The organism is Neptuniibacter caesariensis (genome assembly GCF_000153345.1).
GTDB lineage: Bacteria > Pseudomonadota > Gammaproteobacteria > Pseudomonadales > Balneatricaceae > Neptuniibacter > Neptuniibacter caesariensis.
Window position 1 is genome coordinate 853600 of the sequence record NZ_CH724126.1, and the last position, 23870, is coordinate 877469.

The window sequence follows — 23870 nt, forward strand, 5'->3', positions numbered from 1 at the left end:
GGGTCGTTAGCTCAGTCGGTAGAGCAGTTGGCTTTTAACCAATTGGTCATAGGTTCGAATCCTATACGACCCACCACTTTCTTAATTTCTACACATTTTTTTATTTTCTATATACAAGATAGTTGTGCCTTTCTGTCGTATAGGGTGAGAACCGTACCCGTAGGGAGGTTCGATTCGTAGGGCGTAGCCCGAAGAAAACAGCGGAGCTTGCGACGCTGGCCCGCAGGGCATTAGTAATCCTATACGACCCACCACTTTCTTAATTTCTACACATTTTTTTATTTGCTATAAGCAAGATAGTTGCGCATTTCTGTCGTATAGGGTGAGAACCGTACCCGTAGTGAGGTTTGATTCGTAGAGCTCGGCGTTGGAAGCACCTCCTACACAATCCTGCCGTGCTGGTTTTTTATGCCTGCTAGAAACGCGCGTGGGAGCGGCATCTTGCCGCGAGGACTCGGTGCTGGAAGCACCTCCTACACAATCCAGCCATGTGCTGGTTTTTTATGCCTGCTAGAAACTTGCGTGGGAGCGGAATCTTGCCGCGAGGGCTCGGCGCTGGAAGCGCCTCCTACAACATCCTGCTATGTGCTGGTTTTTTATGCCTGAAAGAAGCATGGTAGGAGCGGCATCTTGCCGCGAAAGTCGGTGTAGGAAGCACCGACTGGAAAACCCTAGCATTCTACGAACTCGTATCTAGAAACTAGTGTCTATATTGATCCTACCTGCTACATTTAAATAACTACAAAAAATATGGCTTTAGTAAGGGCTTTTTATGCTTCATCCGGATCAGCGAGTATTTGAGGATAAGGATGGTCTTGTGCCATTAGATAAATGGCAGAAAACAGTCGATGTTATGGCGCGTATCTTTCAAGCGCCAGCAGGATTTGTCGTCCAGTATACGCCACTGGGCTATCAAGTTGTTATTGCCAGCAATCAGGAATCTAACCCCTACCCAGCAGGTGTTGAGATCTCTCCTGATACGAATATCTTTTGCAAGAAGGTTGTGCAGCAAGGTGAAGCGCTTTATGTTCACAACGCCCCTGAAGAGCCTGAGTGGGATACAAACCCTGAGGTAGCAGAGGATGGCTTCAGGTCCTATTTAGGCCTGCCGGTGAATTGGCCTTCGGGTGAGCCGTTTGGCACCATTTGTGTTATGGATTATGAAGCCACCGACTATCGATCCGATTATGTGGATCTTGTGGGTGAGCTTAGAGATCTGATCGAAGCGGATCTTGAGATCCTGTCACAGTTCCAGGAGATCAGTAACCTGGCGATGACCGATGATCTGACGGGCTTATATAACCGCCGCGGCTTTATGACCGTGGCTTCGCACTACACAGTGCTGGCTAAGCGCTCAGGGCTCTCATTGGGTTTGCTGTATCTGGATATGGATGGCCTAAAAGAGATTAATGATCAGCAGGGGCATAGTGCTGGTGATCAGGCACTCAGGACTCTGGCAACAGCAATAAGGTCTGTTATCAGGGAGAATGATGTTCCCGCAAGGTTATCGGGGGATGAGTTTGTGATTCTGGCGGTGGCTAGGGATAAGATTGAGTTGGATACGCTGTCTGAAAGGATCCGCTCTGTGATGAAAGAGAATAGCTTAAGTGTGAGTGTAGGCGGTGTACTAATTGATGCAGGACGTACACTGGAGGAGTGGTTGCAGCTCGCGGACAAAAAAATGTACGAACACAAACACTCCTCCTGATGCTTCAGGGCTTATATTCTATCCGCAGAATTTCGTACCAGGCTTCACTACCGTCCGGCTTTTCCAGGCAGACTTCATCGCCAAGTTGCTTCTTAAGAATAAGCCGCGCTAGCGGCGAGTCCACTGAAATGTAGTCCGCTTCGTCGCCGATCTCATCTGGGCCGACAATGCGGAAGCGTTTTTCCAGTTCTTCTTCATCTAGCAGGGTTACCCAGGCACCAAAGAACACCGTATCCTGTTTATCTGGGGTCGGAGCTCGATCAACAACGACCATATCTTCGAGACGCTTTGACAGGTACCTGACACGGCGGTCAATCTCGCGTAATTGCTTCTTACCATAGATATACTCGGCATTCTCTGAACGATCACCTTGTGCGGCGGCTTCTTTGACTGATTGAGTCACTTCCGGACGTTTTACTTTCCAGAGATACTTCAGTTCGTCATTAAGCCTTTTATAGCCTTCTGCGGTTATATACTTGGAACTGCGCGGCTGAGGTGGGCGCCATCTTCCCATAATTTGCTAATTCCCGGTTTTTATTGGTTTTCTGGTAAAGAATTTTAACCGCTTGCCGATACAAACGGGACTATCTTAGCTAATTATTCTTTTGATCAAGCCATATGCGTACCGAACAAATCCAAACACGTATTGAGGGTTATACCTCAAATCTGAGCCAGGCGGTTCAGAGTGGCAGTGGTGCGCAATTCTCAATGCTACTGAGTTTGATCCACTCCAATCAGCAGTTGATGAAGCCTGATGCCGCGCCGGTTGTCGGTGATGGGAGTTTTGCTCTTCCGCAGGTAGAAACGGTCTATCCTGATCCAAGCGAACTGCATGATGGCCAGGTAGTCGAGCGCCTAAACACTGCTGTGCATGACGGTTTAGTGGGTGATTTCGCTTACGTTAATGGTTATCTGTATAGCCACAGTAATACACCACGTCAGCAGAAACTTGCTTCAGATGAGTATGCAAAGGTCGGGTTGATGTCGACTGGGCAGCTTATGATCGATGAGATTGAGCAATCCCGGGAGCAGATCAAAGTCGCTGCCTGATTGTTACGTTGGCGGGTAAGGTTAATGGTCTAAGGCTATTTACGTTCGCCACTGAATCTTTTCTTCAGATCCGTTTTCTACTTTCCAGTATTCGTCTGGATCATCGCCATCATTCCAGCCTGAAGCGATACAGCGGATTTGTGTTTCCAGGCCTTCTGATGCATTACGTGCGCAGCTCAGATCGGTTAGCCATGGTGTTTCGTTCTTCTTAAACCAGACACTGGTCCAGGCTTTACCTGCAACTTTCTCCTGAATCATGACAGGAACCTGCTGATTCGCAAACGTAAGTACCAGCTGGTGGTTTTGTCCTTTGCTGGAAACTGCGCTGATGGAGTCCGCCTGTTCCGCCAACCAATGGCTGATGGCATCAGGGGTGCAGTTCTTAACGTATATTTCAATATCAGGGTGTCGGATTTCGGTCATTTTTGTTGTCGCTGATTAAACGGAGAATGCGAAGCAAACTGAGGCTGATATAGCCAAACGCTGCCAGTATGATTCCAATGCCCAGTATGATCAAGCCGAGCAAGGCGAGAATCTCCTGCGATACTGAGCTTTTTAATAGAAACTCTGCGGTACCCAGGATAAGAAGACCAACAAAGAAGGTAACAAAGCCGATGCCCAGTATCTTCAGATCTCTTTTGGGGTTATTGGTGCGTTTATGTAGCCAGAGTCTCAGCTTGTTGCTCATATGCGGTGGAAGATTCCCAGATTAACATCTGCTGTTAAGTCTAGCGTCTCCAGGTTCAGAAGACGCTGGCGAGCTTCCTCTTTCAAGCGCTGCCCATGGGGTGTCATAGCAAGCAGTGAATCAATCTCTTCTTCACCGTTCAACTGGAATTGAAAATTAACCGATTCGGTCCGCTCAAGGCTGAAATAATCTTTAAGCGTGGCCGCCGGGTCAAAATGGCTCTCGCGAACGCTCTCATAGATAGCTTCGCGTAGTTCCAATAGATGTTTAGCGCCGGGCCATGCTACCAAGAGGTATCCTTCGCTTTTTAGCGGTTTAGCCAGAGCTTCCGGCATCAGCCGGCTGAACAGAACTAGCTGAAGATCAAGGGAGTTTTGCGGTACCGGTGTCGCTGCGCCTGAAGCAACCAGCCAGGTAATCTGCTTACTGCGTGAGCAAGCGGCTTTAACCGCATGCTTCGAGATGTCGAGGCCAGTGATAAGGGGTGATGAGCCATGTGCAGTCAGATGTTGTTGCAGTCGATCGGTGTAATAGCCTTCCCCGCAACCCATATCCAGAATACAAGGTTCAGGTTTGCTGCTAAGGAGTTCGGCGCACAGCTGGTTTACCTTATCGGATAAAGGTTTATAGAAACCATTATTCAGAAAGCGCCGGCGAGCCTGAACCATCTCGGGGTTGTCGCCTGGATCTTTGGAGCGCTTCTTATGTGCTAGTAACAGGTTCCAGTAGCCCTGTCGTGCTGCATCGAAGCTATGATTGGCTTCGCAGCGAAGGTTTTTATCATTCTGAACCAGCGGCGCTTCACAGACAGGGCAGGATAACTGCATCACGTGCGCTTATCCCTTAACCAGTAAACGCGCCATGACGTTCTCATAGAGATCTGACAGGGTATCCAGATCCTGGCAGCTTACGCGCTCGTTCACCTTATGAATAGTCGCGTTGATTGGGCCCAATTCGACCACTTGTGCGCCGGTTGGGGCAATAAAACGTCCATCGGATGTACCGCCCGAGGTTGAAAGCTCAGTGTCCTGACCGGTAATTGCTTTGATGGCCTGTTGGCAGGCATCTACCAAGTCGCCTTCAGCGGTCAGGAAAGGATTACCGGATAGTGTCCAGTCGATATCCCAGTCCAGATTATGTTTGTTCAAAATATCCCGAACACGAGTTTTCAGCTCATCGGCTGTGACTTCAGTTGAAAAACGGAAGTTGAACATAATATCCACATGGCCCGGAACAATATTGGTTACACCGGTGCCACCGTTGATATTCGAAATCTGGAAGCTGGTTGGTGGGAAGAAGTCATTGCCTTCATCCCATACTTCAGCCGCAAGTTCAGCGAGGGCTGGAGCAGCCATATGAATTGGGTTCTTCACCAGGTGAGGGTAGGCAACGTGGCCTTGAATACCGCGTACCGTTAGCGTAGCGCCTAGAGAGCCTCGGCGCCCATTCTTAATGGCATCACCGACATGCTTGGTGCTGGACGGCTCGCCAACAATACACCAGGTGATTTTTTCATCACGCGCTTCCAGGTGATCAACTACACGAGTCGTGCCGTTTACCCAAGGACCTTCTTCATCGCTGGTAATTAGAAGGGCAATAGAGCCATCATGATCCGGGTGGTTGGCAATAAAGCGTTCGAGTGCGGTCATAAAAGCAGCTAAACCGCCTTTCATATCCGCCGCGCCACGCCCGCAAAGCATCCCCTGATCGATAGTGGCTTCAAATGGTGGGAACTCCCAGCGCTCTTCAGGGCCTGGAGGCACCACATCGGTGTGGCCTGCAAAACAGAAAACCGGGCCGGAATCGCCACGGCGCGCCCAGAAATTTTTCACATCTTCGAACTGTAATCGTTCGATTTTAAAGCCCATCGCTTCCAGACGCTCGATCATAAGATCCTGGCAGCCTGCATCTTCAGGTGTAACAGAGCGGCGGCTGATAAGATCTTTCGCTAGTTCAATGGTTGGAGATAAGTGTTGGCTCATAATGATGTCCGTTTGGAGAGGCAATAGATGTGAAGTATAGGCGTAAATCAGCTGTGTTCAGCGGAGCCGGTATAGGCTCAGCTCCGCGTGAACACGGTGTAAACGAAGGCGCTTAGTTGTGCTTGTGTAGCTCTTCGTTTAGCTCGATTGCTGATTTGTTGGTCTTAACTTCGATGCGACCGTTCTGGGAATTACGGCGGAACAGAAGATCAGACTTGCCAGCCAGTTCAGCGGCTTTAACAGTGTCTACTTCGTTGTTCTGGTCGTCCAGAATTGTCACTTTGGAGCCTGCTGTTACATAAAGGCCCGCTTCCAGTGTGCAACGATCGCCCAGAGGCAGACCCAGGCCAGCATTGGCACCCAGCAGGCAGTTTTCGCCAACAGAGATGATCACGTTGTTGCCGCCAGACAGTGTGCCCATTGTAGAGCAGCCGCCACCCAGGTCAGAGCCGTTGCCAACAACAACACCTGCAGAGATACGGCCTTCAACCATGCTGACACCCATAGTGCCTGCATTGAAGTTAATGAAACCTTCGTGCATCACTGTTGTGCCTTCACCTACGTGAGCACCCAGGCGTACACGAGAAGCATCACCGATACGGATACCTGCTGGAACAACGTAATCCGTCATTTTCGGGAATTTGTCGATAGAGTTTACGCTCAGGATGCGGCCTTGTGCACGGGCAGCCAGTTGGCGTTTTGGTAGATCATCCAGAGAGATTGCGCCTTCGCTAGTCCACGCAACGTTAGGCAGCAGACCGAAGATACCGGTCAGGTTAATGCCGTGAGGCTGAACCAGACGGTGGGAAAGCAGAGCAAGCTTCAGGTAAGCTTCTGCTGTCGTAGTTGGGCCTTCATCGCTTTCCAGAATACACAGAACCAGTGCCTGTGAAGTACCTTCCAGAATCTCAACGATTTCTGCCTGCTCTTCAGCGCCGACAGACAGGAATGCTGCTTCAAGATCTTTCAGCTGTGGCTCAGCCAGTTCAATTGCAACGTTACCGCCTTCGTAGCCAACTTTTTCTGCTACCGCTTTAACGATTGCATCATCTGCGTTCAGCAGTGGTGCGTTGTAATAAACTTCCAGTAGTTCACCAGCGGATGATTTAGTGCCTACACCCAGACCGAATGCAAAATTTGCCATTGTTTTCTCCAAAATATTAATTCGTTAGCTTAAGCAAACAGCTCAGCGTATTCTGTATCTTTAAAGCCTACTTTACGAACACTACCGGTATCCAGCAGTGGACGTTTGATCATTGCTGGGTGTTCCAGCATTAGCTTGATAGCTGAGGTTTCATCAATGTTGTTCTTTACTTCATCAGACTGCTGACGCCAGGTCGTTCCGCGTTTGTTCAACAGTAGTTCCCAGCCCAGTTCGTTGACCCAGCCAGTGAGTTGTTCTTCAGATAAACCGTCTTTGCGATAATCATGGAAACTGTATTCCAGGTTATTTGCTTCCAGCCATTTCTTGGCTTTCTTGATCGTGTCGCAATTTGGAATGCCGTACATCGTGATCATATCGGGTCCCTGTTACAGTGATTCAACGTATTCGCGGATACGATTAGCGGCTTCTACGCACTCTTCAACCGTTGCAACCAGCGCCATGCGGACAAAGCCCGCACCCGGAAGCTTACCCTCGGTTTCACGGGACAGGTAACGGCCAGGTAATACGGTTACATTCTGAGAGGCAAACAAACCCTGCGCGAATTTATCGTCTGCGATCGGTGTTTTTGCCCAGAGGTAAAAGCTGGCATCAGGGTGTTGTACGTCCATAACCGGCTCAAGGATTCGGATTACCGCATCAAATTTATGGCGGTACTGATCACGGTTATCCAGAACGTGGTCCTCATCACCCCATGCTGCGATGGACGCGAGTTGGTGCTGAATCGGCATCGAGCAGCCATGATAGGTACGGTATGACAAAAACGGTTTCAGCAGCGCTGCGTCGCCTGCGACAAAACCAGAACGAAGCCCAGGAAGATTAGAGCGCTTAGACAGACTGTGCATAACGACACAGTTCTTATAATCGTCACGGCCCAGTTCAGCGCATGCCTGCAGAAGGCCTACCGGCGCATTTTCTTCATCCAGGTAAATCTCTGAATAGCACTCGTCAGAAGCAACGATGAAATCGTATTTGTCTGACAGTTCGATCAGTTTTTTCAGCGTTTCAAGATTGGTTACTGCACCCGTTGGATTACTCGGTGAGCAAAGGAACAGTAGCTGGCAACGCTGCCAAACCTCTTCAGGGACTGCATCGTAGTCTGGAATAAAATTGTTATCCGCCAGGCAGTTCAGGTAATAAGGCTCCGCACCGGCCAGGTAAGCCGCTCCTTCATAGATCTGGTAAAACGGATTAGGTGAAATAACCAGTGCGTCAGGAGCACGATTAACGGCTGCTTGTGTGAAAGCAAAGATCGCTTCACGGGTGCCATTAACCGGCAATACGTTATCTTCTGCTGACAGTGTGCCTTCATTCAGGTTGAAGCGTCGAGAACACCAGTTTGCGATCGCTTCACGAAGCTCAGGCAATCCTTTGGTTGTTGGGTAGTTAGCCAGTTTATCGATGTTATTGATAAGGCACTCTGCCACAAATGGAGGTGCCGGGTGTTTCGGCTCACCTATGGAAAGCGCGATATGCTCGAGATCCGCAGGAGGGGTGACTTCCGCTTTCAGCGCAGTCAATTTCTCAAATGGGTAAGGCTGTAACAGACTCAAATCGCGGTTCATAGGGGTCCTTAATTGCCAAAGGCCGGGCTGGTTAACAAAAAATCAAAAAAAAAGCAGAATTTAAGGCGCAAAATTATACCTGAGAACAGGACTAGGATTAAGACCTAATTTATCGGCCTTTCGGCTGTTTATAACCTGCTATTGCTTGGGGTTAACGGAAAAAATGACTATGCTAATGATGAGAAGTCATACGATTGTTTGAATGAGTAAGTATATGAATCCTGAAAGGCGGATATATCCCCGTTTGAATGTGAATATAGCGGCGGAACTTTCTACCAGGGAGGGAGAAACAGCTGATGTAACTCTGATCAACTTAAGTCTGGGAGGCATGTTGGTCGAGGGCGGTCCTGAGATGGCCGAGTTAAAACCACCTGTGCAGGGTGCACCGTTGGAGCTTTATCTGCATTTTGGCTTAGCGGATGGACCTGTACATTGTTTATGTCGAGTGGTCTATAACCAGCGCCAGTCGCAGCGCTGTTTGCGCTACGGGCTATCGATTCTAAGTGTTGATCATCAGGCCTCGGAACGGTTGCAGGCTTATATTCAGCAGCAGCTCAAGTAGTCTGAGCCGCTGCTTTTTCTGATGCTTCTGGGCTTGAAGTGTCAAGGCCTGCATTATCAAGGTCAGGGCTGTCGAGTCCGAATTTAGCCCTGACCTCTTCAATAATGGTCAGGGTTGCTGGGACAAACAGCAGAATCAGGACAGTGCCATAAGCCAGACCGAAGACAATTGCCACGGCCATAGGGATCAGGAACTGTGCTTGTAGAGAGGTTTCGAACAGGATCGGCGTCAGGCCAGCGATGGTTGTCAGGGATGTAAGCAGAACCGCACGTAGGCGCTGGCATGCGGCTTCAACAATCGCGTCCTGTATCGCCATACCTCGTTTCCTGAGTTCCTTGTAGAAGGTCACCAGAACGATTGAGTCATTGATCACGATCCCTGATAAACCAAAACAGCCGAACAGAGAAAGGATTGTCATACTCAGTCCCATGACCCCGTGACCTAAAATAGCTCCGGTCAGACCCAGCGGGATGGCCAGCATCACCGCAATTGGCCAGCTGTATGAAGCGAAAACCCAGGCGAGAATAATAAAAATCAGCGTTAGAGCCAGCATCAGGCCAAGCTTCATATCTTCAAGTGTTTCGCGCTGACTTTTATTCTTACCTTCGAAGCTGGCGTTGATTCCATATTGTCCAAGAATCTGATCCAGCTTACCTGCTTTGAGATCGGCGATGATCTCATCGGCATTGGCTGCACTTTCATCCAGGTCCGCGGTCACTTTGATTGAAAGCTGTCCATCAACTCGCGTGAGTGTGTCCAGGCCCTGTTTCGCTCTGAAGGTCACTACGTTACTGAGTGGAGTTGTACCTCCGCTTGGCAGCACAACCGGTAACTGCTCTATACTGCTGAGACGGTCCCGCTCAGCTTCTGGTAGCTGGATTCGCACCTCGATCTCATCGCGGTTGTCATAAAAGTTTTGGACTTCAAGGCCATCAAAGGCAGTTCGCAGCTGACGGCCAACAGTATCCAGTGTTAGCCCTGCAGCTTTACCGGCCGGGGTCAACTCGTAGATCAGTTGGGATTTACCAAACGGCAGATCATCATCGATATTGCTCAGTCCCACGTAACCTTTGAGCACTTCCTGAAGGTCCAGTGAGGCTTGCTTTATGGTACGGATATCTGTACCGGAAAGTTTCACCTCGATAGGTTTGCCGGGTGGTCCGCTCTTGCTAACATCGATAGAGAATTTCTCAATGCCCGCCGGTAACTGAATCCGTTTTCGCCACTCTCTGTTGAGCTGGCTGGTACTCACTTCTCGGTCATCTCCAGGGAAAAGTTCAACCTGAAGAGAGCCGAATTCATCCCCACTATTTCCGGAAGCTGAGTTTCGCGAGAAGGCCGCGCTTCGCAGTTGCTGGAAAGCAACTTTAACGTTATCGCCGCCTAGGGCCTGATCTGTTTCTTCCAGCGTCTGATCAAGATGTTGTAGAAATTCGTCCACTCTGAACGAATCAGTACCGGCGACAAATTGCACGTTCGCGGTCATGGTGTCTCGTTCTACTGCGGGGAAGAAAGTGAATTTTATCCGACCGCCGGCCATCAGACCGATCGCAATAATAAAGATCGCGAAAGCTGTAGCTATGGTTGCGCCACGGTACTTCACCGCCATTCTGACGATCTTACGAAAGTGCACATCCTTGAAGTGATTAAAGCCATTATCCAAACGTATACGCAGCTTTGAAGGATGGAGGTCATCCACTTTCTTAATGCTGTGATGAAGATGACCAGGGAGAATCAGGAAGCACTCGACCAGAGACGCCAGGATCACACAGATAACCACGGTGGGGATATCAATCAAGATATTACCGATCGTTCCGCCGATTAAAAGCAGTGGCAGGAATGCTGCAATGGTGGTCATCGATGATGCCATAACCGGCGCAAGCATACGGTGAGCACCGCCAATGGCTGCCTGTAAGCCGGGCTCGCCCATCTGCACGTGGGTCAGGGTGTCTTCGCCAACAACAATGGCATCATCGACAATAATCCCCAGGGCCATAATGAGGCCGAAGAGACTGATCATATTGATCGTGCCGCCAATACCGTAAAGCACCGCAAGTGTCGCCATAAAGGAGACCGGAATACCGATAGTCACCCAGAATGCTACCCGTGCATTAAGGAACAGGAACAGAATAGCGATCACCAGAATTAATCCGCCCAGGCCATTTTTCAGTAGCAGATTGATTCGCTGCTGAACCGGTTGCCATCGCTCATCGTATGTCACCATGGTGATATTTTCTGGCAGGGTCGGACGGATCTCTTCAAGCCACTCGTTAAGAATGGCGGCAGATTTCAGTGTGTCCTGGGTTTCTGTCCTGCGCAGGCGGACCATTACCGCGGGCTCTCCTTTATATTTGAGGAGAACCTGACTATCTTTGGTTGCCAGTGACACATCGGCAATATCACCAAGACGTACCAGACGTCCTTCGTTATCGGTGATTACGGGTAACTGGCGGTAACCTTCGACATCTCGCTGTTGGTTCAGGCTGCGTATCTGGCGTGAGCCGTCGCCTTTGGCTGCCGTTCCTGCAGGCAGGTCCAGACTTCGTTGACGGATGCTGGAGGCGATATCAGCCATTGTCATATCCAGCTCGTTGAGTTGAGATGCGGGCAGTTCAATGCGGATCTGTTTGTCAGGCAGGCCAGTAAAGTCGACTTTGTTTATTCCCCGGCTCAACAGCTCCTGCTCAAAGCGCTGGGCAAAGGGACGGAGTTCTTCCAGCGAACCATTTTTACTACTAAGAATCAGGCTGGCGATCTGCTCATAACGAATAATTCGCTGGGTCAGTGGCTCTTCTACATCAGAGGGCAGTTCACTGCGAACACTGTCAATCTTCTGTTTTACTTCATCGAGGAGATAATCGACATCGGTGTCTTCATCTACTTCGATACGAATTGAGGCCGAACCTTGTAAAGCCGTTGAGTAGAGTGCATCGATACCGGTCAGTGATTTCAGTTCTTCCTCGATTGGCAGGATGATCGAGCTTTCTATATCCTCTGCAGCGGCACCACTCCAGGGGACAGAGACCGTAATGACATCCAATTCGAAAGAGGGGAAAAACTGCGTGTTAAGTTTTTTAAGTCCCCAGACACCGGCCAGGATCATCAGCAGCATAAACAGGTTAGCCGCGACTCTGTGGCTGGCAAAAACAGCCGTCAGGTTTTGCAAAGGCCCCTGATAATTATTCATTGCCTGTACCTGCCGCCGCGGTGTCAGTATTGATGCTGATGTCTTTTACTCTTAGACCAGAAATAGCATTAGGCAGTTGTGTCGTGATGATTCTATCCCCGGCGCTAATGGTGTTACTCCGGACAAGAACTTGAGGTTTCCCCGTTTCATTGGAGTCTCCAATTCGCTCCACCTTAACCGCTTCAAGGCGCCCTTCGCTGGTAACCCGGTAGACTCTATCCAGGCCATAAAGCGATTGCGGAGGCAGTGCGATAAGGTTCTCTTCCGCTGGTAGCTGCACCTCAATGGCCAAAGACCGGCCTGGTTCAGGTAGGTAAGTATCAGAGTTAATGCGGAATAACGCGTCTACGCCTGCGCGGCCGCCATTAACTTCTGCGGCAATTCGGTCAAGTGTCAGATTCAGCAACTGGCCATCGATACTGCCTTGAGCGATGGCTGCATCGTCTTGGTTGTTCTGGCGAAGCTTGGGCAGCACTCGATTCGGAATTTGAGCGCGGACTTCAAGGCGTTTCTGGCTATACAAGCCTATCAAAGCATCTCCGGCTCTGACCCGATCACCAGGGGCAACACTAAGGCTGGCGACTCGGCCATCAAAGGGCGCTTTTATCTGGGTACGCTGCAGATCAAGGTTTGCCGCCTGTAGCAGGCTTTGGGCGCGTTTCAGCTGGGATTCAAGTTGTGCAAGTCGGTTTGGATGATCTGCGATATCGCGCTCTCGCTGAGTAAGAGAGAGGGACTGTTGCTGATAAGCCTGGCGAGCCGAATCAAGTTGTTCCTGGCTGCTAACTTTACGTTTAATCAGGTTTTCATAACGTCTTACTGTTTTCAGGCTGAGCTGTAGCAGATTTTTCTCGATCTTTAGCGCTTTTAGATCGGTTTGATGGCGAACTTTCTCTGCTTCTATCTGAGCAAGGTAGTTATCAACATCGGCCTGACGTTGATCGACTAATAGCCTGGCATCACTGTCATCCAGTTGAATCAGCAGTTGGTCAGGCGCAATGATCTTGCCTTCATCGGTATGCACCTCTTCTACGAAGGCCGTAACCGCTGCAGTTACGCGAGTCATGCGTGGTGACTCTACCTTGCCATAAAGGACCAGGGAGGGTTGATGAGTACCGGCTTGTGCGGCGATCGTTTGTACACTCCATACCTTTTCGGAGATAGGCCTGGAGGGGGCTTGCGGCTTACTCTTCATCAATACGATGAAAGCTACAATCGCGATGGCTAAGATCGCTATAGGTAATAGCCATTTGATAAGGGTGGATCGATTATCTGTTGGTGCAGCGCTCATTTCGTTTTCCAATGCTCACAAGGAATACAATGTATAGGCCTATATTAGCTGATTAAAAACTAGAAGGTCAGCAACCGTTGCGTATCTTTACAATTCCGCTCTGAGTGCTAACTTACTGAAATTCCTATCATCAGGAGAATAATATGCATACGGATAGCGTACGTTGTCTGAATCCAACTGGATTTCACAACATGGTTTACCATGAATGGGGCAGCGCAGAAAATGACCGTGTCATCGTTTGTGTACATGGATTGGCTCGCAACAGTAGGGATTTTGATGAACTGGCGTTAGCCCTTTCCCGGGATTACCGGGTAGTCTGCCCTGATATTGTCGGACGTGGCGAGAGCGATTGGTTACCGGCAGGTCAGGTTTATGGTTTGCCGCAGTATCTGAACGATATCAATACCTTATTAGCGCGTTTGAACGTTGATCAGGTGGATTGGATAGGTACCTCAATGGGTGGCATCATCGGTATGAGTCTGGCAGCATTGCCGAATTCTCCGATTAAGCATCTGGTGTTAAATGATATCGGTGCTTTTGTTCCGGCCACTGCGTTAGCTCGAATTTCAGACTATCTGGGTGATAAACGCTTTGAAACCATCGAAGCGGTCGAAGCTTACATGCGCAATACCTATGTCGCTTTTAAAGATCTGAGCGATTCCCAATGGCGCCATTTGGTAAAACATGGCTGCAAGCCGCTCGATGATGGTAGCTACTGCCTGCATTATGATCCCGCCATTGCCCAGGCAACTCAGGCAGCGGTTCAGGATGTTGATCTGTGGCCAGTATGGTCAGCGGTCAATATACCGCAGTTGCTTATTTGGGGTGAGGAATCTGACGTGTTACAGGAAGAAACCGTGCGAAAGATGCAGGCAAACGATAAACTGGATCTTTATTCTGTGCCGGGGGTACCGCATGTGCCTTCGTTGATGGAGTCTGATCAGATCCATCGTGTACAGCAATGGTTAAGAGATCATCGTAAATAATCTAAGGAGCATTGGATGGGCGTTATTACCCGTTGGCCTCAGGATCAGTTATGCCTTAGCTACAGAGAACGTGAAGAAGCGGTTGCTGCGGTTGAGAAAGCCTTTGCATCTACTTTGGAATCGCTCAAGGTCGATATCGGGCTGGTGGATATGTTCGAAGCGATCTATGTGCCTTTAGGTGCCTGGTTAGCGTGCCGAAAACGGCAGAAAGACGGGCCGTTAGTGATGGGAATTAATGGGGCGCAAGGGGCAGGTAAATCAACCCTGTTCAATCTGATCGAGGTTATTCTCACTGAGGGTTTCGGATTAAAAGTAGTCGGTTTTTCGATTGATGATCTCTATAAAACCTATGATGAACGTGTAGAACTATCTGAGACGATTCATCCGTTACTTCGGACCCGAGGAGTTCCTGGAACACATGATGTTGGCCTGGGTGTAGAGATTCTGAACTCCCTGAAAAACAGTGATGAGAATACAGTCACTAAGATCCCTGTATTCGATAAATCTACTGATGATCGCTGCCAGGCTGCTGTATGGCAGGAGTGGGTTGGGCCTGCAGATGTCATTGTTCTAGAAGGCTGGTGTGTTGGAGCAGACCCGCAAGCACCTGAAGCGCTGGTGGAACCGATCAATGCTTTGGAAAAAGAGAAGGATCCAAACGGTGCCTGGCGCGATTATGTTAATGCGCAATTAGCGGGTGCCTACAGCGAGCTATTTTCGATGATCGAAGTCCTGGTGATGCTCAAAGTGCCAAGTATGGATGCGGTGTTCGAATGGCGCTCGTTACAGGAGAAGAAGCTCGCTGAGCGAGTTAAATACATTTACGACACCCAGCAGCCTACTGAGCATTTAAGGATAATGAATGAGGAGCAGATTCAGCGCTTTATTCAGCACTATGAGCGTTTGACGCGGCATATGCTGGAGGAGATGCCATCAAGAGCTGATATTACCCTGCACCTGAATGACAACCATAAGATCTCCGAGATCACTATTAATAATCCGCTGCAAAGCTGTGGATAAGGAAGCGCATGCGTAAATTTGTTAGATCTATCTGTTTGGCATCGGCCTTGTCATTACTGGCAGGTTGTCAGACAGCTTATTACTCCGCGATGGAGCAAGTCGGTATCCATAAGCGTGATATTTTGGTTGATCGTGTTGAAGATGCCCGCGAGTCACAGGAAGATGCTCAGGAACAGTTCCGAGATGCGTTGGAACAGTTCAGGTCAGTTGTGAGCTTTGATGGCGGTGAGCTGGATACCCTATACAATCGGTTGCAGGGTGAGTATGACGACAGTGTTGCCGCCGCTGAGGATGTGAGTGCGCGAATTCGCAAGGTTGAACAAGTCTCAGAAGATCTGTTCGAGGAATGGGAAGATGAGCTGACGAAATACAGCAACCGTAAACTACGTGATCAGAGTGCGGCAAAACTGCGTACCACTAAGGCACGCTATGCCGAGTTGTTACGTAGTCTGAAAAAAGCCGAAAAGCGTATGCCGCCTGTACTCAGTGCGCTGCAGGATAACGTGCTTTATCTTAAGCATAACCTGAATGCCCGAGCGGTGGGCTCACTGAAATCTGAATATCGTGGTATCAAAAGCAATATTGATCTGCTTATCAGAGACATGGAAAAAGCGATCGCAGATTCGGATCGCTTTATTAAACAGATGGAACAAGGGTGAGTCTTATCTGTCCCAAATCAGGTTAGATATCTAAGCCTAGATCGGTAAGAAGGTCATCGACGCCGCGCCATGAACCACTCGGTTAATGGTGCGGCTTGTTTTATCAGAGATCACGTCCGCCATAATATCCTGACCGCCAATGAGTTTTCCCATGATGCGTTCAAAGCTGTAATTGGTAATTCCCTCTTCTGAAACACCATTGCTGAGAATATACAGATTGCCCTGAGGATCTTTGCGATTGTTCAGGTGCCAGGCGACGGATTCCAGGTTGCGTGCTGAGTTATACAGCTTTTGCTGATCAAGGTCGTCGAGAATAAATATCTCCTGTTTACCCTCATAAGCGCGATCGAGCATTCCCGTGATACCGGCCATGATTGCGAAGACCCGATCACCTTCGAAGTTATCTGAAAATGCGAGTGGTACTGCAGCAACACCGTCCAGATTATTGAGTTCAGCGAATCCGTCCGGGAGCCGCTGAGTGGGAAAAAGTTGTTCCAGACGCTTATCTACCGTCATTCCCGGAACTTTCTGTAGCTCTTTAGGATTACGCTTGTAAAGCTTGATCGTTAATTCACGAGAGAGTTTACGCCAGTTTTTAATGCTCAGGTCGGCAACCATGTCGATGTCAGACTTGGCCAGGTTTTTTACGTCAAAGGGTTTGGCATTTTTATCCATACATCCTGACGCAAAGATAAGTACCATAGAGAGAAGCAATAGACGCATGGGATCCCTTAATAATGCGTTTAACAGTTCCTGAAACTATAAATGCAGAGGGATGAGCTATTCAAGTGGAGACAGAGCAGCCATGAAAGGATTAGATACCTGGTTAATGCAGCAAGGTCTTAGTATCCAGAAAGATCAGAATGTTTCAGGGGGCTGTGTGGCAGTCTCTAGAAGGCTGACATTGAGTAATGGACAACAGGTATTTGTTAAATCAATGGACAAGCCAGCCACAGGATTATTCAGGGCAGAAGCGGCTGGTTTAAAGGCATTGGGAGAATGTACTGACATATCCGTGCCTGAGGTCATTTATACCGGAGAAGACTGCCTGATTCTCGACTATATAGAGACGGGTGAAAGATCAGGTGATTTTGAGCAGCTGTTAGGGCAACAGTTAGCTAGCTTGCATCAGATGTCGGTTCCCTCTTTTGGTTTTACGTTGAATACCTTTTGTGGCTCCACGGAACAGCCTAATCTGAGCACTTCTGATGGTTACGCGTTTTATGCTGAACATCGTTTTGGGTATTTGGCTCGACAGTGCTTTGAACAACAGTTAATTGGTAAAGAAACGCTAAGGGGTATTGAATCGATCTGTAATCGATTGCAAGAGCTGATACCGCAACAAGAGCCAGCTCTATTACATGGGGACCTTTGGGCAGGGAACGTAATGAGCGATCGACGGGGGCTGCCGATATTAATTGACCCCGCGGTATACTGGGGTTGGCCCGAAGCAGACCTGGCGATGACGCAATTGTTTGGTGGTTTTAGTCATGCTTTGTACCAGGCATATCAGGAAGTTTCTCCTTTAGAGAGAGGCTGGCGAGTGCGTTTCCAGATCTATAATCTGTGGCATCTATTGAATCATTTGTATCTGTTCGGGGAAAGTTACAGGGCAGATGTCATGGCCGTTGTAGCTAAATACCGTTAAGCACTGAAGCATATTTTTAACGTCTGAATTAATGCTATAGTTGCTCAACTTTATGATGAACCCTGTTTACAAGAGACTTGTATGACGAATAAAGGCGACTTGACGGCTCAACGCCGTGAATATCTGGCGCAACCTCTGCGACGTGAAGATCTGAACGAGGATCCTATCGCTCAATTTGCAAAGTGGATGGATGATGCCATCGCCGTGTCTCCTGATGATGCAACTTCGATGACACTGGCGACGGCTTCTAAAGAGGGAATGCCATCTGCGCGGATTGTGCTTCTAAAGCACTTCGATGCTGATGGGTTTGCCTGGTACACCGATTACCGTAGCCAGAAAGGGGCTGAACTGGCGGAAAATCCTCAGGCTGAGATTATGTTCTATTGGTATGGTTTGGAACGTCAGGTCCGTATTCAGGGCAATGTTGAGAAGCTCAGCCAGGCTCAAGGTGAGAAGTACTTTAACGAAAGACCGTTAGGCAGCCGTATTAGTGCAGCAGCTTCTCATCAAAGTCATCCGGTTGAGAGTCGAGAGGCATTAGAAAGCAGCGTTAAAGCGCTTCAAGAACGCTACCCTGAAGGCGATGTTCCCCATCCTGAACAGTGGGGTGGGTATCTGCTTAAGCCTACCCGCATTGAGTTCTGGCAGGGCCGGGAAAGTCGTTTGCATGATCGTTTTCAGTTCAATCTGACTGATGAGGGTTGGTCCATTCAGAGGTTGCAGCCATGAGTCAGGAAAACGAAGGTACTTTAGTAACCGTAGAGCCGCAGGGTGATGTTAAAGCCTGTGTTATATGGCTACATGGATTAGGAGCTGATGGCTTTGATTTTAAGCCAATTGTTCCTTATCTGAAACTGCCTGAAGATGCAGGTGTACGGTTTCTGTTTCCCCATGCTGAAGTGATGCCGGTTACCGTCAATGGCGGAATGCCGATGCGGGCCTGGTATGACATTCTAGAGATGAATATTGATCGCAAGGTGGATAAAGCATCCCTGTTAAAATCCAGTGAGCGAATCGCCCGCTTGATCGAAGAGCAGATTGAGGAAGGAATTCCAGCAGAGAAAATTATCCTTGCCGGTTTCTCTCAAGGTGGTGCAGTCGCTTATCAAACCGCGCTTTGCTTTCCTAAGCGCCTTGCCGGCCTTGTGACACTCTCTACCTATATGGCAACAGAAGAAGAGATCAGCAGCGGGCGTTCTGTGGAAAATCAGGATATCCCTGTCTGGATTGCCCATGGTTCTTACGATGAAGTAGTCCCATTACAGCTGGGTGAGCAAGCTCGGGATAAGCTGGAAAGCATGAATTATTCGCCTGTTTGGACAACGTATCCAATGGGGCATGAAGTGGTTATTGAACAGATTGAGACTTTAGGTCGCTGGCTACAAGATCAGCTAGTGAGTTAATTGGAGTAAAAAATGAAAGTATCTGAAAACAAAGTCGTACTGTTTCACTACGCGTTAGTAAACAGTGCTGGTGAAGTGCTGGATGGTTCACGTGGTGGCAACCCGCTCCCGTACCTGCACGGTCACAAAAACATAGTGCCTGGCCTTGAGGCAGCGATGGATAGTCGTGAAGTGGGCGATAAGTTCGAAGTAGTGGTGCCACCTGAACAAGGTTACGGCCAGCGTGATGAAGCGAAGGTTCAGGTCATTGATAGTCAGGCTTTTGCCGATTTTACTGAGCTGGAAGAAGGCATGGTTTGCCAGATGGAAGATGACAATGGCGAACTTCAGCTGGTAGGTATTACTAAAATTGAAGGTGAAGATGTCACAGTGGATGCCAATCATCCGTTTGCAGGTATCGAACTGAAGTTCGATGTAGAGATTATGGAAGTGCGAGACGCGACCGCAGAAGAGCTATCTGCGGGCCATGTAGAGCTGGACTAAAGTCAGGCTGCATTAAGCCGGCGATGTTAGGCTTTGCCGTTAACTTTCTCCGTCTCGCATTCTAAGGAGATAAAAGATGCGATTATTACTAGCTTTGTTAATTCCGTGGTTACAGTTTTTTACTATCGGTCGCCCGATAGCTGGAATCATCTGCCTGATTCTACAGCTGACTTTGATCGGTTGGATCCCAGCCGCAATCTGGTCTGTTTATGCGCTGAGCCAGTACAAGACTGATCAGAAGATTCAGGATGCAATGAACAAAGACTAAATGGCTACAGACATTTAAGTCCGTGAAAACCGTTTCGTAAGAGGCGGTTTTTTTTATGCCTGTTACTTAACTTTTTCCTGCCACTCAAGATCCCCAATCTGAACTTTTAACCATTCAAAGCCAATTCGCTTAGCAACGGCTGCGGCACCATCCAGGCTTTTGAATTCTCGTTCTTTCTTAGATCTCTGCAGATCCAGCGTAATGACTTCATCCTGTTTTGTCACAAATTTCAGGGTCCATCCGCGTGCCATAGAGATCGGAATTGCCTGACAGGAATCGAACACTCCAGCTTTAAAAAGCAGCTTCACTTCTTTCTCTTGCATCTTCAATTTCCTTTTATTGAATATTCTTTTATCTATATTGATAAGTCTAATATAGATTTAGACTTATCACAAGTTTTTTGTGATGTTTTTTGCTCTCTAAGTAATTGAAAAATAAGGAGAAAATAAAAATATAAAATCAAATTATTGGCGCAAAAGCTGGCTATGTAACTTATTGAAAAATAAGGTTTTTTAAAGGTGTGCTTTTTATAAAACTTAATACGATTTTTGTGTTTTGTTATGTCTTATTTTTATATGGAAAATTCAAGATTGGTTTTTGATTATTGGATTCTGTATTTCGGCATATATATGAATCTGGAAAGTGCAACGGGGGAGTTGATTAGGCGGGTGGCCAGGTTATAAAAGGAGGGGATGGCAAATTTGCTAGCAAGCATAAAAAAGCCAAGGGCAGGCCTTGGCTAATTTGAGGGATGTGATGATCAATTAGTTTTTGCGGATTTCTGACTCAACCCTTCTAAGCGTGTCATTAATGTTGTCGATAGCAAGTTGCATCTCTTCACCGACAGGAGAAATTTTAAAGGTGTCGAGAAACTCGATCATGAAAGGTTCGTCATTCATCTTAGTAAGATGCTTTTTGCTCCAGGCATTGGTCTGGTAAGGCATAGGTAACCTCCTGATAAGCTCAAAACATTCCAGCTCTTATGATTATCGTCGCTGAAATATCTAGAAACGTACAATGAAGTTATGGGTCAAATGTGGCTGTTTATCAAACGAGAAAATATAAACTCGAAAATAATTCATGATACAGACCGGACTATTTCTTGAGCTACATCAATAACCCCTAATGTTGAAAGGGGTAACCTAGAGCCAATAAAAAACGCACAAAACGAAACAAATTCTGTGAGGGTGTCGTAATGGTTGATGTATATAGTATGGAAGTTCTGGTTCCTAGTCTGGCAATGATCGCAGGTATGACTGCCGCTATGGTTTGGGGCTTTTTCAAAATTCGTGGTCTGATGAACGAAGACCAAAAAAAGTAAGTGATTAAAAGCTGTGGGGGTTGTTTGTCACCTTCCTCCGATTGTCAGCAGATCATCTTGTAAAAAAAGATCACTAAAGGTGGTCTTTTTTATTGCCTGGCCTTTGCTTTTTTTCAGTAGCACCGACCTTATTAGCCGAAATGCCTATTACACCTTTGGCTAAATCCTATTTCTTGTCTGGTTGATTTGTGTACACTCGTTTTAGAGGAACAGAAGTTTCCCAGTATAAGAATAAAAGGAGAAGGATCGTGAACGAGTGCAGAGAGAGTGGCTTTTATAAAGTTCGTTATGGACGCCGATGGATTGCCGCATTTTGGTGTGGGGAATTCTGGGGGTTACCTAATGAACTCAAGCCTGGTGAAGAAGGCTGGGAGTCAGAATTGGACGCTGAACCCGATGAAATTGGCGAGTTTATCCCGATGCCGCTAGCGATGAATGCATAATTCAGCGTGATAGAAGATACCGGGCCGATCTCGCCAATCGGCTCTGGTGAACTTCGAGAGTATTACCGTAACTACTGTTTAGCAGCCTTTAGAATGACAAACTTCTTATTGCTGGCTACGGTTGAGCAGTTGCCAAATAGTTTCTTTAGTCTTTGATGGTAGCCAAGATGTCGGTTGCCAATGACCCATATCTCTCCCCCTTTCTTTAATACGCTTTTTGCTTCGCGAAACATCTGTAGAGCAATAAAATCGCCCACAACATTTTGCTGGTGGAAAGGAGGGTTATTCAGAATCAGATCCGCACTGTTTTTTTCGATCCCTTTTAAACAATCCGTCGCTAGGAAACTTCCTGTTCGGGTGTTTGCAAAGGCAGCATTGAAATTTTCAGAAGCAGAGGCCACTGCCATGAAAGATTCATCGACAAATGTTAGCTCAGCAGATGGATTCCTCTCAGCTGCCATCAGCCCGACAACCCCATTACCACATCCGAGATCAATAATGCGTTGATACTTGTCTTCATCAGGAAGGTGTTGAAGGAAAAAGCGTGTCCCTATATCCAGACTGTCTCGAGAAAAAACACCGGCGTGATTAATGATTTCATGGCAAGTATTTTCAAGGGTATATCCAGAAGGATAGGGGGAAACGATTTCTTTGCCATCATTCGTGCAAACCGGAAAAATCAGCCGCGCTTTCTTCTTAGCCAGCGAAGTTTTGGTTGGACCAATAATTTTTTCAAAAAGTTTAAGGGTGGAGGTATGAATCGCTTTAACCATGCCGCCTGCTATCACCCGGGTATTATCACTTAGCAGTGGCCGAATACTGATAAGCTGGTCTTCAAGCATAGCCAGGCTTTTCGGAACCTTTAGTAAAATGAGATCAAACTTTCCCACGGGATAATCAAGGCTATTACGGATCTCGGCATTCTCTTCCGGAAGGTCGTTATTTAGCAGATTCGCTTTGATGCCTGTATGAGCTAACCACGAATCACTTACAACCACAGGGGAGTAGTGATTCAATGCAACGCTCAGCGCTCCGAACTGATCATTGATAATGAGAACCTTGCTTTCTTTATTTTGCAGCAGGTTCTCTTCATTAATCTGATTGAGTATAAATTCATCCGCAGCATCCCAGGCCCTAAGTGTCTCTTTAGCTCTTTTCGGATAGCGAGATAGTTGGAATTGTCCAAAAGGTGAATCAAGAATTTCCATGGGAGCCTGCGGTCAAAAAATAATGCTGCATCTTACCACAGGTTGGCGAGGGGCTATCCCCTGATATGCCAGGGATCAACTGACATTATCAGGGGGAGATTAATGTGTTTACTTGGTAAATGTCAGGTTGAAACTGACAGGTACGGCAAAAGATATTGACGGTAGATTGGCAACTTCACGCAACGCTGTTACCCCAGCGTCGAGTGCAAAATCCGCCGCATTGATTGAGATAGGTTTTGCGGTACTGACTAGCAATTTATTATCGGCTAGTTTAATGACATTCAGATCAGCAGTGATCTCTTTCTTCATTCCGTGAAGGTTTAACTCTCCTGTGACTTTCTGAGTGCTGATAGTTCCAACGGCGAGAGCATCCAGATTTTTTGCATTTACCATTGTTGTAAAACTTGCTTGGGCAAATTTACCTGTCTCAAAAAGCATGTTTTGCATACGTTGATCGCGAATCTCAATACCTGTATTTACGGTTGTCAGGTCCAGGGTCAGTGTGGCTTTACCAGATTCATCAATACTTCCACTGAATCGATTAAAACTATGGTTTTCCAGAACCTGGGATTTTTTGATTGATGAGAAACTAAAATCAGAATTTTTCTGGTCCAGCATCCAGTCAGCTGAAACGAAGCTGCTGAACATTGATAGGGTGGCGATGGCTACAAAATTCCGCATGATCAATATCCTTATTTTTTTATGAAGAAGCCTGAATTGTAGAGCGTGGTTAACATTTGTCCATAGTTCGTCCAAACGCTTGTTAGAATATCAGGCTATATATTTATTTTTTATGAAATTTTCGATTTGGATTTGTTTTTGGAATAACTCTCATATATAAAGTTAATGTATATACAATGTATATTCTAAGGATGTGCATTGGAGTGGCGTGTAGTTTGCTGTATTCTTGCGGTATGAAGTTGTCTTTAATGGCTAGGTTATGACTGCGAAAAAGAAATCGAAAGCAAAGAAGAAAAACAGTCAGCTCGTTATTCGAATCAATGATGAGGAACGAGATGAGTTTGTTGCTTTGTGTGAAGAGTTGGATACAAGCGCTGCTCGTGAAGTACGTCGTTTTATACGAGGTTTTCTAAAAGAGCATGAATCAACGGAAGAAGAATAGTTGCGTTGTTTAGCTCAAAACTAACCATCGAAGGGGTTTATCCAAATGGCTAAAGTTAAGGCAAAGGCAGTTAAAAAAGCGATCAAAGCTCGTCGGGCTAAAATCGAAAAGCA

At 47.5% G+C, this 23870-nt stretch carries 29 protein-coding genes and 1 tRNA gene; 15 read left to right on the plus strand and 15 right to left on the minus strand.

Going from position 1 to position 23870, the window contains the following annotated elements:
- Both MED92_RS13665 and MED92_RS13670 read left to right on the plus strand, forming a co-directional pair.
- Window positions 1-76: transfer RNA gene (locus tag MED92_RS13665), tRNA-Lys, on the plus strand.
- Between the two features lie 696 nt (window positions 77-772).
- The gene (locus tag MED92_RS13670; protein ID WP_007022148.1) at window positions 773-1708 is read left to right on the plus strand and encodes a sensor domain-containing diguanylate cyclase; all 936 of its coding nucleotides are present in this window, start codon (window positions 773-775) and stop codon (window positions 1706-1708) included.
- A gap of 4 nt (window positions 1709-1712) precedes the next feature.
- On the opposite strand, the gene greB is transcribed toward MED92_RS13670, so the two are convergent.
- A complete protein-coding gene (gene greB / locus MED92_RS13675; protein ID WP_007022149.1) occupies window positions 1713-2222 on the minus strand; it encodes a transcription elongation factor GreB in 510 nt (169 codons plus the stop codon).
- Window positions 2223-2326: 104 nt separating this feature from the next.
- On the opposite strand from greB, the gene MED92_RS13680 reads away from it, so the two are divergent.
- The gene (locus MED92_RS13680; RefSeq protein WP_007022150.1) at window positions 2327-2758 is read left to right on the plus strand and encodes a hypothetical protein; all 432 of its coding nucleotides are present in this window, start codon (window positions 2327-2329) and stop codon (window positions 2756-2758) included.
- Window positions 2759-2797: 39 nt separating this feature from the next.
- On the opposite strand, the gene MED92_RS13685 is transcribed toward MED92_RS13680, so the two are convergent.
- From MED92_RS13685 to dapC, 7 genes are all read right to left on the minus strand, one after another.
- Window positions 2798-3181, minus strand: coding sequence for a hypothetical protein (locus tag MED92_RS13685; protein ID WP_007022151.1), 384 nt, complete (start codon window positions 3179-3181; stop codon window positions 2798-2800).
- Window positions 3159-3446, minus strand: coding sequence for a hypothetical protein (locus MED92_RS13690; RefSeq protein WP_007022152.1), 288 nt, complete (start codon window positions 3444-3446; stop codon window positions 3159-3161). The genes MED92_RS13685 and MED92_RS13690 overlap by 23 nt, the downstream gene beginning before the upstream one ends.
- Complete coding sequence (locus MED92_RS13695) at window positions 3443-4273, minus strand: putative RNA methyltransferase (RefSeq protein ID WP_007022153.1); 831 nt, start codon at window positions 4271-4273, stop codon at window positions 3443-3445. Before MED92_RS13695 ends, MED92_RS13690 begins: the two co-directional genes overlap by 4 nt.
- Window positions 4274-4282: 9 nt before the next feature.
- The gene (gene dapE / locus MED92_RS13700) at window positions 4283-5428 is read right to left on the minus strand and encodes a succinyl-diaminopimelate desuccinylase (protein WP_007022154.1); all 1146 of its coding nucleotides are present in this window, start codon (window positions 5426-5428) and stop codon (window positions 4283-4285) included.
- A 112-nt stretch (window positions 5429-5540) separates the two neighbouring features.
- Entirely contained in the window at window positions 5541-6572 is a 1032-nt protein-coding gene (gene dapD / locus MED92_RS13705; protein ID WP_007022155.1) for a 2,3,4,5-tetrahydropyridine-2,6-dicarboxylate N-succinyltransferase, read from the minus strand.
- Window positions 6573-6601: 29 nt separating this feature from the next.
- A complete protein-coding gene (locus MED92_RS13710) occupies window positions 6602-6946 on the minus strand; it encodes an ArsC family reductase (protein ID WP_007022156.1) in 345 nt (114 codons plus the stop codon).
- A 12-nt stretch (window positions 6947-6958) separates the two neighbouring features.
- A complete protein-coding gene (gene dapC / locus MED92_RS13715; protein WP_007022157.1) occupies window positions 6959-8155 on the minus strand; it encodes a succinyldiaminopimelate transaminase in 1197 nt (398 codons plus the stop codon).
- 214 nt (window positions 8156-8369) lie between these two features.
- Between dapC and MED92_RS13720 the strand changes: the two genes are divergently transcribed.
- Complete coding sequence (locus tag MED92_RS13720; RefSeq protein ID WP_007022158.1) at window positions 8370-8717, plus strand: PilZ domain-containing protein; 348 nt, start codon at window positions 8370-8372, stop codon at window positions 8715-8717.
- Here MED92_RS13720 and MED92_RS13725 read toward each other — a convergent pair.
- Both MED92_RS13725 and MED92_RS13730 read right to left on the minus strand, forming a co-directional pair.
- Window positions 8710-11904: an efflux RND transporter permease subunit gene (locus MED92_RS13725; protein WP_007022159.1), complete on the minus strand. Its 3195-nt coding sequence runs from the start codon at window positions 11902-11904 to the stop codon at window positions 8710-8712. The two genes, MED92_RS13720 and MED92_RS13725, sit on opposite strands and share 8 nt — an antisense overlap.
- Window positions 11897-13195 carry an efflux RND transporter periplasmic adaptor subunit gene (locus MED92_RS13730; RefSeq protein ID WP_007022160.1) on the minus strand — a complete coding sequence of 433 codons (1299 nt, stop codon included), beginning with the start codon at window positions 13193-13195 and terminating at the stop codon, window positions 11897-11899. The genes MED92_RS13725 and MED92_RS13730 overlap by 8 nt, the downstream gene beginning before the upstream one ends.
- 143 nt (window positions 13196-13338) lie before the next feature.
- Between MED92_RS13730 and MED92_RS13735 the strand changes: the two genes are divergently transcribed.
- Genes MED92_RS13735 through MED92_RS13745 form a run of 3 tightly spaced genes read left to right on the plus strand, consistent with a single transcriptional unit; the run spans window position 13339 to window position 15860 of the window.
- Window positions 13339-14181 (plus strand): alpha/beta fold hydrolase, encoded by an 843-nt coding sequence (locus MED92_RS13735; protein WP_007022161.1) that lies wholly within the window; start codon window positions 13339-13341, stop codon window positions 14179-14181.
- Window positions 14182-14196: 15 nt separating this feature from the next.
- On the plus strand, window positions 14197-15201 hold the full coding sequence (locus MED92_RS13740) for a hypothetical protein (protein WP_007022162.1): 1005 nt from the start codon (window positions 14197-14199) through the stop codon (window positions 15199-15201).
- 8 nt (window positions 15202-15209) lie between these two features.
- On the plus strand, window positions 15210-15860 hold the full coding sequence (locus MED92_RS13745; protein ID WP_007022163.1) for a DUF2959 domain-containing protein: 651 nt from the start codon (window positions 15210-15212) through the stop codon (window positions 15858-15860).
- Between the two features lie 36 nt (window positions 15861-15896).
- Here the strand turns inward: MED92_RS13745 and MED92_RS13750 are convergent, their stop codons facing one another.
- Window positions 15897-16583 (minus strand): hypothetical protein, encoded by a 687-nt coding sequence (locus MED92_RS13750; RefSeq protein WP_040662701.1) that lies wholly within the window; start codon window positions 16581-16583, stop codon window positions 15897-15899.
- Between the two features lie 82 nt (window positions 16584-16665).
- On the opposite strand from MED92_RS13750, the gene MED92_RS13755 reads away from it, so the two are divergent.
- From MED92_RS13755 to MED92_RS13775, 5 genes are all read left to right on the plus strand, one after another.
- On the plus strand, window positions 16666-17508 hold the full coding sequence (locus MED92_RS13755) for a fructosamine kinase family protein (RefSeq protein WP_007022165.1): 843 nt from the start codon (window positions 16666-16668) through the stop codon (window positions 17506-17508).
- An 81-nt stretch (window positions 17509-17589) separates the two neighbouring features.
- Window positions 17590-18237, plus strand: coding sequence for a pyridoxamine 5'-phosphate oxidase (gene pdxH, locus MED92_RS13760; RefSeq protein ID WP_007022166.1), 648 nt, complete (start codon window positions 17590-17592; stop codon window positions 18235-18237).
- On the plus strand, window positions 18234-18911 hold the full coding sequence (locus tag MED92_RS13765; RefSeq protein ID WP_007022167.1) for an alpha/beta hydrolase: 678 nt from the start codon (window positions 18234-18236) through the stop codon (window positions 18909-18911). Before pdxH ends, MED92_RS13765 begins: the two co-directional genes overlap by 4 nt.
- Before the next feature lie 12 nt (window positions 18912-18923).
- Entirely contained in the window at window positions 18924-19394 is a 471-nt protein-coding gene (locus MED92_RS13770; RefSeq protein ID WP_007022168.1) for an FKBP-type peptidyl-prolyl cis-trans isomerase, read from the plus strand.
- A 76-nt stretch (window positions 19395-19470) separates the two neighbouring features.
- Window positions 19471-19662: a YqaE/Pmp3 family membrane protein gene (locus MED92_RS13775; protein WP_007022169.1), complete on the plus strand. Its 192-nt coding sequence runs from the start codon at window positions 19471-19473 to the stop codon at window positions 19660-19662.
- Between the two features lie 62 nt (window positions 19663-19724).
- Here the strand turns inward: MED92_RS13775 and MED92_RS13780 are convergent, their stop codons facing one another.
- Together MED92_RS13780 and MED92_RS13785 are read right to left on the minus strand one after the other, a co-directional pair.
- Entirely contained in the window at window positions 19725-19985 is a 261-nt protein-coding gene (locus MED92_RS13780; protein ID WP_007022170.1) for a hypothetical protein, read from the minus strand.
- A 441-nt stretch (window positions 19986-20426) separates the two neighbouring features.
- Entirely contained in the window at window positions 20427-20606 is a 180-nt protein-coding gene (locus MED92_RS13785; RefSeq protein WP_007022171.1) for a hypothetical protein, read from the minus strand.
- 251 nt (window positions 20607-20857) lie between these two features.
- Here MED92_RS13785 and MED92_RS19350 point away from each other — a divergent pair, with 251 nt between their 5' ends.
- Together MED92_RS19350 and MED92_RS13790 are read left to right on the plus strand one after the other, a co-directional pair.
- The gene (locus MED92_RS19350) at window positions 20858-20983 is read left to right on the plus strand and encodes a hypothetical protein (RefSeq protein WP_007022172.1); all 126 of its coding nucleotides are present in this window, start codon (window positions 20858-20860) and stop codon (window positions 20981-20983) included.
- Window positions 20984-21231: 248 nt separating this feature from the next.
- The gene (locus MED92_RS13790; RefSeq protein ID WP_007022173.1) at window positions 21232-21426 is read left to right on the plus strand and encodes a hypothetical protein; all 195 of its coding nucleotides are present in this window, start codon (window positions 21232-21234) and stop codon (window positions 21424-21426) included.
- Between the two features lie 71 nt (window positions 21427-21497).
- Here the strand turns inward: MED92_RS13790 and MED92_RS13795 are convergent, their stop codons facing one another.
- Both MED92_RS13795 and MED92_RS13800 read right to left on the minus strand, forming a co-directional pair.
- Window positions 21498-22634 (minus strand): methyltransferase, encoded by a 1137-nt coding sequence (locus MED92_RS13795; RefSeq protein WP_007022174.1) that lies wholly within the window; start codon window positions 22632-22634, stop codon window positions 21498-21500.
- 108 nt (window positions 22635-22742) lie between these two features.
- Window positions 22743-23315 carry a YceI family protein gene (locus tag MED92_RS13800; protein ID WP_007022175.1) on the minus strand — a complete coding sequence of 191 codons (573 nt, stop codon included), beginning with the start codon at window positions 23313-23315 and terminating at the stop codon, window positions 22743-22745.
- A 259-nt stretch (window positions 23316-23574) separates the two neighbouring features.
- Between MED92_RS13800 and MED92_RS13805 the strand changes: the two genes are divergently transcribed.
- On the plus strand, window positions 23575-23757 hold the full coding sequence (locus MED92_RS13805) for a hypothetical protein (RefSeq protein WP_007022176.1): 183 nt from the start codon (window positions 23575-23577) through the stop codon (window positions 23755-23757).
- Window positions 23758-23870: the final 113 nt, after the last annotated feature.